This is a genomic window from Rhizobium sp. BK289 (assembly GCF_014193575.1).
In the GTDB taxonomy this organism is placed as follows: Bacteria; Pseudomonadota; Alphaproteobacteria; order Rhizobiales; family Rhizobiaceae; genus Rhizobium; species Rhizobium tropici_C.
In genome coordinates, this window is sequence record NZ_JACHZO010000001.1 from 779,239 (window position 1) to 791,591 (window position 12,353).

Genomic DNA, 12,353 nt, shown 5'->3' on the forward strand with positions numbered 1-12,353 from the left:
ATTGCACCGCGCAGGCAGCATCTGTCGCGGCAGTTCACCAGGACAATGATGTTATGACCGATATGGCCGCCGATCTGAAACAACGCTTCTCTCAACTTCAAGACGGAGATGTCGATGTTGTCATCCTCGGCGCCGGAGTCAACGGTGCCGGCCTGTTTCGCGATCTGTCGCTGCAGGGCATAAACTGCCTGATCGTCGATAAATCAGATTTCGGCTCGGGAACGAGTGCAGCGCCATCCAGGCTGATCCATGGTGGCCTGAAATATCTGGAAACCGGCGAATTCGGCCTGGTTGCGCAATCGGCGCTTGAGCGAAACCTTCTGCTCAAGAACGCGCCGCATTGCGTCGAAGCACTGCCGACCTTCGTGCCGATCTTCTCATGGACACGCGGCATCTGGGCAGCCCTCCGCACGCTGACGGGCTCGGCCACCGCCCCGCGCAGCCGTGGTGCCTTGCTTATCAAGATCGGGCTTGCGCTCTATGACTTCTTCGGTTCGCGCAACCGTGTCATGCCGCGCCACCGGTTCCTTTTAAAGCGCCGGGCGCTGAAGGAAATGCCGCATGTGACACCCGAGATCGTGGCGGGCGGCATCTATTACGACGCCAAGATCAGCCGGCCGGAACGGCTGGTCTATGAGTTGGTCAACGACGGACTGGAGGCGAACAAGGCTTCATTGGCGACAAATTCGACCCGGCTCGTTTCTGCTGCCGATGGCGTGCTGACCTTCCAGCGCGCGGACGGCTATGCTTTTTCGGTCAAGCCGAAGCTCGTCGTCAATGCCGCAGGCCCCTGGATCGATCACGTCAACGCCGCTCTCGGCGCACCGGCCCATCTGATCGGCGGCACCAAGGGATCGCATATCCTGCTCGACCATCCGGAGCTGGTGCGCAGCCTGAACGGCCATATGATCTATTTCGAAGCCGATGACGGCCGTATCTGCCTTGTCTACGGCTATCTCGGCCAGGCGCTTGTGGGATCGACCGACATCCCTTGCGACGATCCCGACAATGTCCGCTGCGAAGAGCCGGAGATCGATTATTTCCTCGACAGCGTCAGGTCGCTGCTTCCGAGCCTTCGCTTCGACCGCGATCAAGTGACCTACAGCTATAGCGGTATCCGCCCCCTACCCGCCTCGGACGCCTCTTCGCCGGGCCTGATCAGCCGCGATCACTCCGCACCGGTCTTCGAGCCGCAGGCCGGACGTCCCTTCCCCATCATCTCTCTGGTCGGCGGCAAATGGACCACATTCCGCGGCTTTGCCGAGGAAGTGGCCGATATCGTGCTGGCACGCCTTCAGCGTGGCCGCAAGACATCCACGGAGCGTCTTGCGATCGGCGGCGGCCGGGATTTTCCGGTCAATTCCAATGAGCGGGCGAGCTGGATCCGATCGGTCGCCGCAAAGACCGGGGCCGAGGCAAGCAGAGTGGATGAGTTGCTCGGCCGATACGGCACGACGGCAGCGGCAATCCTCGCCTATCCTTCAACCTATAGCGACAGTCAGCGCATCAGCGGCGCGCAACGTCATAGCGCGCTCGAGATCGATTGGATCGCCCGGCAGGAGATGGTCGTTCATTTGTCAGATATCGTCTTCCGCCGCACGACCATGGCGATCGAGGGCCTGCTGACCATCCAGGGTTTACGGGAAATCGGCGCGATCGCCGCAGCCGCCCTGCAGTGGGATGCGCAGCGACTGGCCAAGGAGATCGACGATGTCGTTGTATCGCTATCGAAATTCCACGGCCAGACGCTGAGCGAAGACAGCGTGCGCCGGGCGGCAGGCCCGGCTATGCGCTGATCATCTGGCTCAGGAGAAAACCGGATCGAGTGAGCCGGACGTGTAGCGCCTGGCCATCTCGGTGACGGTCAACGGCCGGATGCGCAAGGCGTGTCCGGCTGTTCCGAACTGCTCGAACCGCTCCTTGCAGAGCTTCGTCAACGCCGCCATGGCCGGCTTCATATATTTGCGGGGATCGAACTCGCTTGGATCCTCCTGCAGCACCCGGCGGATCTGGCCCGTCATCGCCATGCGGCCATCGGTGTCGATGTTGATCTTGCGCACGCCGTTCTTGATGCCGCGCTGGATTTCTTCGACCGGCACGCCCCAGGTCGGCTTCATCCGGCCGCCATATCTGTTGATGATCTCCTGCAACTCCTCAGGAACCGAGGAGGAACCATGCATGACGAGATGCGTATTGGGCAGCTTGCGGTGGATCTCCTCGATCACGTTCATCGCCAGCACCGAGCCATCCGGCTTGCGCGTGAACTTATAGGCACCATGCGAGGTTCCCATGGCGATCGCCAGCGCATCGACCTTGGTCTCGCGCACGAATTTGACCGCCTCGTCCGGGTTGGTGAGCAACTGGTCGTGGGAGAGCTTGCCTTCGGCGCCATGACCGTCTTCAGCCTCGCCCATGCCGGTCTCCAGCGAGCCGAGCACGCCAAGCTCGCCCTCAACGGAAATGCCACCGAGATGCGCCATGTCAGTCACCGTCTTTGTCACGCCGACATTATAGTCCCAATCGGCCGGGGTCTTGGCATCCGCCTTCAGCGAACCATCCATCATCACCGACGTGAAGCCAGCCTGGATCGCCGTCATGCAGCTCGAAGGATCATTGCCGTGATCGAGATGCACGCAAACGGGAATATGCGGATAGATCTCGACGACGGCATCCATTATGTGCTTCAGCATGATGTCGTTGGCATAGGCCCTGGCACCTCTCGACGCCTGCATGATCACCGGCGCATCGACGCCATCGGCCGCTTCCATGATGGCGAGCGCCTGTTCCATATTGTTGATATTGAAAGCGGGAACGCCGTAGCCGTTTTCAGCGGCGTGATCGAGCAATTGCCTTAAGGTGATACGTGCCATTCAATTCTCCCCTGGCCCTGATGGGCGGTCAAAATCGCGCGGACAACGCCGGTGAGCGGTTACAGAAACAGAATGCCGTCGATACCCGACCTCGTCTCCAAGGATTAACAAACCAGCGCTCCTGCCGCGCCAGCATTCATAACAAATAAAAATAACAAAATCACAGTTTTTATGACATTTTTTTGTGACTCCATAAGAAAATTGCCTTGGATTATGGCGGCCCATTTCGAATTCCGCGAAGATAGATCACTCGATCTCCCGCCGCGAACTCAAGCCGCGACTGGATTCCGCCTGCGCCGCCCTCACTTCAAACGGCGACGTTCCGTCATTTGCTTATCGATATAAAAAACATTTGACGACTGATGGCCTAGCTGTTTTCTATGGATAAAAAACAAACGCTGACTGGACTGGTGAATATTGGCACTCTCCCATCCAGCGTTATCAATCAACATCGAAGGTAGGAGCAGCCTGGCGTGAGCTCGCGGATCATTCAATTCGGCACCAGCCGGTTTCTGCAGGCCCATGCGGCATTCTTCGTGCATGAGGCAAGACAATCAGGCCAGGATGTCGGCCCCATCACCGTCGTTCAGGTTTCCGGCGCCAGCAGCCGCAGCGGCCGCGTCGGCGCCTTTGGCAATGCGGAAGGATATCCGGTCATCATTCGCGGCATGGAGGGCGGGCAGCCCGTCGATCGCACCGTGCAAGTGACCAGCGTCGATCATGGTCTCTCCGCCCTCGAACACTGGGACGAATTATCGAAGCTCTTTGCCGAGGAAGCCGAATTCGTCATCTCCAATACCGGCGATACCGGCTACCAGACATGGCCGGAGGAAGATGGTTTCGGCGCGGCTCGTCAGGTGCCGCGCTCCTTCCCAGCCAAGCTAGCCGCGCTGCTTGTCAAGCGCTGGCAGATATCGGCTCGCCCCCTGGTCATTCTTCCCTGCGAGCTGGTGACAGGCAATGGCCGCATCCTGAAGCAGGCGGTGATCGACTGCGCCAAGCTCAACGCTTTACCGGCGGAGTTCTTCACCTGGCTCGACGAGCATGTCGCCTTTGCCGAGACCCTGGTCGACCGTATCGTTTCCGAACCGATAGAGCCGATCGGCGCCGTTGCCGAACCCTATGCGCTGTGGGCAATCAAGCGCGCCCCGGGCGTCCGCCTGCCATGCAATCATCCGAGCATCGTGCTGACCGACGATCTTGAGCCCTACGAGCGCCTGAAGCTGCATATCCTCAATCTCGGCCATACCGTCCTTGCCGAAATCTGGCAACGCGAAAACCGGCCGGCGGACGAGACGGTGCGCGCCATACTGGCCGACAGGGAAATACGCGCAAGGCTGGATGCGCTCTATCAGAACGAAGTGCTGCCCGGCTTTGCCGCAAACGGCCTGGGTGATGATGCGAAAGCCTATGTGGCAACAACGCTCGACCGCTTCCTCAATCCCTTTCTGGACCATCGCATCGCCGACATCGCTCAGCACCACGGCGAGAAAGTGGCTCGCCGCATTCGCACCTTCCTGGACTGGGCGGACAAGGCAGACGAGCCCTTGGATGCGCCTGTGCTTAAAGAAATCACCGCCCGCTATAGCCCGATTGAAGCGGCGCCATAGGGTGCGGCAAGCGCTCGAAATAGGCGCAGGCGCCGCGAAGCAATGATGAATGAACCGAGGACTGTCGGCTCGCCGTTTTGGGAAAGTCGGCAAGCATACATTTAACACCAGCGGCCGGCATCGCCAGCCTTTCGAGAGTGCATTACCATGAAGACATTGATCTGCAACGAACCCGGCCGGCTCACTCTGATCGAGCGCGATGTTCCGACGCCCGACGAAGGCGAGGTGCTGGTGCGCATCAGACGCGTCGGCATTTGCGGCACGGATTTCCACATCTATCAGGGCAAGCATCCCTTTCTCGAATATCCGCGCGTCATGGGGCATGAGCTATCCGGCACGGTGGAGGATGCAAATGGTTCGAGCCGCCTCAAGAAGGGAGAAAATGTCTATATCGTTCCCTATCTTGCCTGCGGCAAATGCATTGCCTGCCGACGCGGCGTGACCAATGCCTGCCAAAACATCGCCGTGCTTGGCGTACATCGTGATGGCGGCATGACCGAATTCCTCTGCGTTCCCGAGCGGAATGTCATCTCCGCCGGCAAGGCCTCGCTGGAGGAGGCTGCGATGATCGAGTTCCTGGCGATCGGCGCCCATGGCGTCAAGCGTGGCGGCATCACCGCCGCCGACCGAGTGCTCGTCGTCGGCTCAGGCCCGATCGGCATGTCCGCCATCATCTTCGCTAAGGCACGCGGCGCCGACGTCACCGTCATGGATGTCCGCGAAGACCGATTGGATTTCACCACCGCTGCGCTCGGCGCCGATCGGACACTCATTGCCAATGACGAAGCCGAAGCCCATGCAAAACGCCTCACCGACGGCGATTTCTTCGACGTCGTCATCGACGCAACCGGCAACACCAAGGCCATGCAACGCGGCTTCGGCTTCGTCGCCCACGGTGGCCGCTACGTCCTCGTCAGCGTCGTGCGCGACGACATAACCTTCTCCGACCCGGAATTCCACAAACGCGAAACCACCCTCTTCGCCAGCCGCAATGCGCAACCGGACGATTTCGCCGAGGTCGTGAAGCAAATGGAAAACGGCCGGGTGCCAACGAAAGCATTGAACACGCATCGGGGTTCGCTTGATGATGCGCCGACGTTGTTCAACGAGTGGCTGCGGCCTGAGATGGGAGTGATCAAGGCCATAATCGAGGTCTAAATGCTGCTGCTTGGTGGGCTGGTTTTCACCGTTCCAGACGTAATGATGTTGACGCCAATGTTTCACGACAACAAAGCACTGCTTCGCTTCATGACATTTGGCTCGGTGGATGGTCCACAATCAACACTCTCAGGACGCTTTTTACGATACCAAGAGCCTCTTTGACGATGAGCTTTTCAGCTTGAAGCAGGAAAAAGCACTGAATAGGCTACGGCGGGCAGTGATATCGACTTTGCACCTGTGCGCGATGGCTTCGATGCGGAGCGCGAACATAACGGCAGAATCAAAAGAAACGCCATGGTGTAACGGGCTTTCGTTGTGGATCAGCTTGAAAACATCTCGATCGGCTATGATAGCTCGAAAAAGCCGCTTCTCTTTCTGATCCATTAGACCAATAAACCAGATCTCTATTTTCGAGTTTCGAGGCTTTTCGGCCAAGTCACGTCTGGAAGTGTCTCGGTGGTTGATGCCGTTACAGTGGCAAAATGCTACCAACAGACAACCGGAAGGCGGATTGTCACCTATGATGGGATCAAACCACAGCGGTCGAGCGACAGGCCGTCACGCTCGTATTGATTGACGAACTGGAGATAGCGCACGAAAATCTGGTGGCATTTTTGGCGGCAAAGCCCAAGTGTGCCGATCAGTCGCGCGAACTGATGCCTGAGGGCGAGTTCGGCGAGCTCTCCGTTGACATTCCGCTCGAAGAATCCGTGGGGTGCGCCTCAAAGGGTCTAGAAAAAAAGCGGCGGCGGGACAAATACCTAATTTCACCGTCATTACATCGTCATACGAGAGGCCAAAAAACCGTATACTCGCCTGCGTATTGTTGCCTATAATCCTGTGGATTGGCCCCGCGTCGAAAGCAATCTGATAAAGTGTTGAAATCTCTCAAGTGGCGGCGGTAGCCACCTTGCCAGCTTCTCGGCAACCCATACGCTTCGACAGTCTGCTGAAGTACGATTTGGCGAGCAGATACTCAAGGCATTGCCCCTGCAGTCACAAAAGAAAGTCCGACGACCAGAGTTTCTTGTCGGATGACCTTCGCTCGCCATTGTCGCTATCAAGCGACAAGGAAATGGACCAACCCAAAAGTAGTTCTTCCAGCCCGGTATTCAGTCGCTTTCATCCGTAGTTCGAAATGTCGAATCGGTGACAGCGGGTCCAGTGCGGGCCACGACAGGGCTGGGAACCGCGACGATCCGAACGTTTGCTCGAACGCGACCACATGTTCCTAGAAATTAAACAGGTTGGAACTCTTCAGTGCAACTTCATGACTGCCCGCGAAAAAATGCTCGCTCGTCGCATCATGCTAACGCTTCTGCCAATCTTCGGCGTCTTAAGCATTTTCGCGCTTTTTACGCTGTCCATGATCGGGTAGGTGCAGATTTAAGAACATCTAATTGCGGCAAAGCGTCATTAAATCCGTCGGCTAAACGCCGTTTTGGGGATAGCAGGGTGACGCTTTGCAAAGCTTTGGATGCTAAGATGGTCTATTGCCTTGCAAGGCGGCCTCTGACGGCACCTAAAGGCAACGGCATGGCTCTCGCTATACCTTCTCCAGCATCAACAGCTCGTCCAACCTCTGCCGCCTACGGATCAATCGGTGGGCAGCGCCGTCTATAAGCACCTCGGGTGCATAGAGGCGGCTGTTGTAGTTCGATGACATTGTCGCCCCGTAAGCGCCGGCGCCGTGGAATAGGAGATAGTCGCCGACATGGGCTTCCGGGAGATCGCGGGTCTCGACCGTGCCGGTGTCCGTCTGCGTGAAGACATCGCCGGATTCGCACAAGGGACCGGCAACGACGGTCGGGAAAATTTTGCCTGCAGCATTGCGAGGTGCCTTGCCCGGGATCACCGATATCTCGTGATAGCTGCCATACATGGCCGGTCGGGCAAGGTCGCTGAAGCCGGCATCAACAAGCACGAAGCGATTGCGGCCCATCATCTTCACCGCCCTCACTTCCGCCAGCAATACGCCGGAATCCGCGGTCAGGAAGCGCCCGGGCTCGATCTCCAGCCGGATCGGATGGCCGAAATGCGTTTCGATCTCTCGGCGGGCCGCATCCCAGAGCGAGAAATAGTGAGCGGGATCGATCTCCTCCTCACCCTCTTTGTAGGGCACGGAAAGACCACCGCCGGCCGAGATCGCCTCGATATCGACATCAAGCGCACGACAGAAGCCGACCATCGCACCGCAGACACGCTGCAGGTGCCCGTAATCGACGCCGGAGCCGATATGCATATGCAGGCCGACCAGTGTCAGGGAATATTGACGCGTCAGGGCCACGGCCTCGTGCAATTGCTCGAACCAGATGCCGTGCTTGCTGCTTTCGCCACCGGTATTGGTCTTCTTGCTATGGCCATGTCCGAAACCGGGATTGATGCGCAGCCAGACCCTATGGCCCGGTGAGCGCTCGCCGAGCTGATGCAGCATGTCGATGGAGCCGATATTCACTTCGACCTTGTCGGCAACGACGCGATCAAGGGTTGGCCTGTCGAAGACATCGGCGGTGAAGACCAGCTCCGCCGCGCCCGAGGCGCTGCCGGCAGCAAAGCCGGCCCGCATCGCCCGCTCGATCTCGCCGAGCGAGACGGCATCGACATGCACACCCTCCCTGCGCATTTCCTTCAGGATATGAATGTTGGAACAGGCCTTTTGCGCAAAGCGAATGACGTCAAAAGCGGAGAGTTGCGCGATGCGTCGGCGAATTGCGGCAGCGTCGTAGATCCAAAGCGGCGTTCCATATTCGGCGGCAAGCGCGCTTAACGTTTCATTGGAAGGGATGGTCATCTTGTCTCGATCGGGTCAGGGCGGGAATAGATCAACAATGAATAATAATATGGGCGGAGCGGCAGTGCCACTCCACCAGCCTTGCGATGTCAAGGTAAAGAGCCCGCCTAGCGTCTCGTTGCCAAAAGCGCCTGCTCGAGATCGGCAATGACGTCCTTTGCCGCGTGCAGCCCGACATTCAGGCGGATCGTGCGGTCGCTGACGCCGAAGCGCGCGAAAACATTGGTCTCCGGCGAAATGCTGAGCGCTGCCTTTGCCGGCACCACCAGGCTTTCCGGCCCACCCCAGCTGACGCCGATGCGGATAAGGCGTAGCGCGTCGACGAAATCGGCAACGTCGATACGCTCGGAAACCTCGAAGGAAAACAACGCCCCGAAACCACTGAAGGTGCGCTTTCCGGGATGATCGCCGAGTGCCGGATGCATGACATTGGTGACGTCCCCCTGCGCCTGCAGCCAGGATGCCACCTCCAGACCGGCTTCGTGATGATGGCGCATGCGGAATGGCAGGGTCTCGAGATTGCGCAGGACAAGCCACGCTTCGAAAGGAGCGAGCTTCGCACCCGTATAGGGGTAAATTTCGCTGTTGATCCGGTCGATATGCACCTTGGAGCCTACGACGAGACCAGCCACGGTATCGCTCTGTCCGCCAAGATATTTCGAGGCGGCGTGGATGACGATATCGATGCCGACGGAGAGCGGCTTCTGGTAGAGCGGCGTTGCCCAGGAATTGTCGACCATGGTCACGACGCCATGACGGCGCGCCGCCTCCGCGATGGCGGTCAGATCCTGCAGCTCGAAAACCATCGAGGTCGGGTTTTCAAGATAGGCAAGCTTGGCGCCCCGAAGCGCTGCGATCATCGCCTCGGTATCCGTGCCGTCGACATAGTCGACGACGACGCCGAAGCGCTTCAGGACCTTTTCGAAGAAGCGGAAGGCATCGCTATAAACGTGCCGTACGGTGACTATACGGTCGCCGGGTCCGACGAAAGCGAGAACCGCGGCAGCAATTGCACCCATGCCGCTCGAAAAGGCACGTGCCTCTTCCGCGCCTTCCATCTCGGCGATCTTGCGCTCCAGAAGCCGCACGGTCGGATTGTCGCCGCGCGAATAGATCGGCTTCTTCGAACGGCCGGCGAACACGTCCTCCAGCTCCTTATAGCTATCGAACAGAAAGAGCGACGTCTGGTAGATCGGCGGTACTGCCGCGTCGAACGGATCGTCGCGCGGCGGCATCAGCGCATCTGGAATGGCGTGTCTGTAGGCATCGAATCTCGGCGTCTCGTTCATGGCATTCCTCTAGGGTCAGGGTTGAAGTGTCGATTGGCCGGCGAGGCTTGGTACATCCACCGGCAGAATGGCGAGCCATTCCCGCCGGGCGACGAAAAGGCCAAGAACGGCGGCGAGGATGGCGGCGGCTGCAGGTGCTGCGGAAACACCGTCAAAACCCATCCAAGGCGGCAGCAGAAGAAGAAGCGGGATTAGCAGATAGCCTTGCGGCGCGAGCCCGACCAGGGCGGACAAGCCGGCCCTGCCCCGCGATTGCAGCATCACCAGCAGTACGGATTGAAAGGCTGCCAGCGGGAAGACCGGAAAGAGTGCTCGCAGCCACGGCACTGCCTCTTCGACGACCTGCAAACTATCGGTGAACAGGTGTGCGATCGGTTCCGCCGCCAGGAACAGCAAGATGGAATAGAGCAATGCGACCGGTATCGTCACAGCCAGCATGAACCGGATGACAGCTTTCAGGCGCTCGGCATCGCCCGCGCCAAAGGCATGACTGACGACACCCTGGGCGCCCAGGCAGAAGCCGAACAACGGAAGCTGCCCCAGAGTCATCAGGCGGATGGCGATCGCAGTCGCGGCCACACCCGTGTCGCCGCCTTGAACCGCGGCCTCCCGCATCAGGACGAGAAAACCAAAGCCGGTCATGATGCTGGCGGCGGCGGCGGGAATGCCGATCCTCGCGATCGGCTGCAACAGCTGCCAACGTATCAGGCCGGCGGTGATGCCAACCGTTCCCCACTTGCGGGCAAAGTAGACAAGATAGCAGGCGAGTGCAGCAATGGACGAAACGACGGTCGCCAGTGCCGCGCCGGAGGCACCAAGCTTGAAGAGGAAAATGAAAATTGGATCCAGGGCGGCGTTCAGGGCGAAGCTGGCAATCAGCACGATCATCGAGAAGCGTGAATTGCCTTCGGCAATCGCGATGAAATCGCAGACTGCCTGCGAAAGCCCGAGCGTTACGCCGAAGGCGAGCAGCCGCCCATAGTCCAGCCCCGGGGCAAGAAGATTGTCGCTTGGGCCGAGTGCACCGACGAAATCGGGCAGCCCGAGATAAATCGGTATGGAGAGGGCTATGCCGAGCGGGATCGTTGCCGCGAGCGCGGTTGTGGCAACCGAGGAAGCGGCTTTCAGATCGCCTTCGCCGAGATGGCGCGCCAAAAGCGTGGCAAGTCCGATGCCAAGCCCCTGCCCAGCCGCCGCGACAAGCAGGAACAGCGGCATGACCAGGCTGATGCCAGCCAGCACATCCGGTCCCAGCGCGCCGAGAAAGATCGCATTGATCGCATGATGGCCGGCGCTGGCGGCCAATCCCGCCACCGCCGGCAAAGCGACCGCCAGAACGAGCCGCATGATGCGCGGATCGTTCATATCGACGGCTGCCTTCATCGCGCTGCATCTCGCGGCAGCGAACCCAGAACAGGCCGGCCATCCTCGCTGGAAAGGCCGGTGAGATCGGGCGACAGCAACCGATCCATAAAGAAGCGTTCGCGCAAAAGCATGACCAGAAGCGCCTTCTTGTGCGGGAACTGGATGTGCTTGACCTTGGCAAAACCCGAACGGTCGAGATTGCGGATCTGCTGAGCATGATGATGGATCGGCTCGCCGACGATGCGCCGGGTGCGCGGATCGGCGAGAAACATGTAATGCATCAGCGATGGCAGCCAGGCGCTGACGAAGGCCTTTCCGCGGAAATCATCCTCGCCGATGGCCACATGCCAGCCGCGGTCATAGCCGTCGGCGTCGTAATGCGGTCCGATCCGGTCTTCCTTCGCCCAATAGAGTTCGAAGTAACCGAAGGGCACACCGCCAAACGTTCCGATCAGCGGCAGAGTGCGCGGATCGGCAAGGCGGCCCGCGATGAAATCCCGGTGATAGGAAAGATCACCACTATCTTCCCATATCGCGGCGACCCTCGGGTCGTTCATCCAGCGATGGAAATGCGGAAGATCGGCCTCGACATCGGCGACATGGAAGCCAAGCTGCGTGTTCAGCCAGGGAATGAAGCGGTTATATACGGAACCGACGGGCTTCGGCGGCCTTTGCGGATGAAGGACATTGTTTGTCAGGACCGGTACTTCCGGATAGGCAGCGGCTCCGCTTCCAATCCAGGGTCTTGCCTGCTGAAAGAAAGATTCGGGGCGCACGATCAAGCGATCGCCGCGACGCTCGATCGCGCCCGCTTCTGTGAGGCGCTTCGCAAGGCCGCCGTCCGCAAGCTCGATCTCGAAGCAAACCAGGTGCGGATTGCATATGAGAATAGCTTCCAAGACGGCGTTGATGATATCCTCACCGGAAGCAGGCGAAGCGGCTGAAGATATGGTGTCAAAGACCAACAGATTGGCGGCGGGCCTCGAGAGAAAGCCCGAGGCGACCTCAAGGCCATCTTGCTCGACGCGGAAACTGCCGGATAGCTGCCCCGGCGACACGATGAGGGGCTGAACACAAGCGCGTGCATGGCTTGCGAACCCCGCTGCCGGCAGGCGCAAATCAAATGATCGCTCCGCCGCCTTTTCGCCCCTCAATGCCACGGAAGCATCCATATTTCTCTCCATATTTCGAAAACCGCACACTCTCTAAAGCGGCAAGCCGTACAGGCGTTCATTCCGCAGTGACGAACGGCGTCAGACAGAATTCA

At 59.2% G+C, this 12,353-nt stretch carries 8 protein-coding genes; 3 read left to right on the top strand and 5 right to left on the bottom strand.

Going from position 1 to position 12,353, the window contains the following annotated elements:
* The first annotated feature begins 53 nt into the window (after positions 1-53).
* Positions 54-1,796: a glycerol-3-phosphate dehydrogenase/oxidase gene (locus tag FHT84_RS03565; protein ID WP_112345101.1), complete on the top strand. Its 1,743-nt coding sequence runs from the start codon at positions 54-56 to the stop codon at positions 1,794-1,796.
* A 9-nt stretch (positions 1,797-1,805) separates the two neighbouring features.
* On the opposite strand, the gene fba is transcribed toward FHT84_RS03565, so the two are convergent.
* The gene (gene fba / locus FHT84_RS03570) at positions 1,806-2,870 is read right to left on the bottom strand and encodes a class II fructose-bisphosphate aldolase (RefSeq protein WP_183760826.1); all 1,065 of its coding nucleotides are present in this window, start codon (positions 2,868-2,870) and stop codon (positions 1,806-1,808) included.
* 473 nt (positions 2,871-3,343) lie between these two features.
* Between fba and FHT84_RS03575 the strand changes: the two genes are divergently transcribed.
* Together FHT84_RS03575 and FHT84_RS03580 are read left to right on the top strand one after the other, a co-directional pair.
* Positions 3,344-4,480 carry a mannitol dehydrogenase family protein gene (locus FHT84_RS03575; RefSeq protein WP_112345103.1) on the top strand — a complete coding sequence of 379 codons (1,137 nt, stop codon included), beginning with the start codon at positions 3,344-3,346 and terminating at the stop codon, positions 4,478-4,480.
* A 147-nt stretch (positions 4,481-4,627) separates the two neighbouring features.
* Positions 4,628-5,638, top strand: a complete 1,011-nt coding sequence (locus FHT84_RS03580) for a zinc-binding alcohol dehydrogenase family protein (RefSeq protein ID WP_112345104.1) — start codon at positions 4,628-4,630, stop codon at positions 5,636-5,638.
* Between the two features lie 1,549 nt (positions 5,639-7,187).
* On the opposite strand, the gene lysA is transcribed toward FHT84_RS03580, so the two are convergent.
* The 4 genes from lysA to FHT84_RS03600 form a co-directional block, all read right to left on the bottom strand.
* The gene (gene lysA, locus FHT84_RS03585; RefSeq protein ID WP_112345106.1) at positions 7,188-8,432 is read right to left on the bottom strand and encodes a diaminopimelate decarboxylase; all 1,245 of its coding nucleotides are present in this window, start codon (positions 8,430-8,432) and stop codon (positions 7,188-7,190) included.
* 107 nt (positions 8,433-8,539) lie between these two features.
* The gene (locus FHT84_RS03590; protein WP_112345107.1) at positions 8,540-9,721 is read right to left on the bottom strand and encodes a PLP-dependent transferase; all 1,182 of its coding nucleotides are present in this window, start codon (positions 9,719-9,721) and stop codon (positions 8,540-8,542) included.
* A gap of 15 nt (positions 9,722-9,736) precedes the next feature.
* The gene (locus tag FHT84_RS03595) at positions 9,737-11,104 is read right to left on the bottom strand and encodes an MATE family efflux transporter (RefSeq protein ID WP_112345108.1); all 1,368 of its coding nucleotides are present in this window, start codon (positions 11,102-11,104) and stop codon (positions 9,737-9,739) included.
* Entirely contained in the window at positions 11,101-12,258 is a 1,158-nt protein-coding gene (locus FHT84_RS03600; RefSeq protein ID WP_112345109.1) for a GNAT family N-acetyltransferase, read from the bottom strand. Before FHT84_RS03600 ends, FHT84_RS03595 begins: the two co-directional genes overlap by 4 nt.
* Positions 12,259-12,353: the final 95 nt, after the last annotated feature.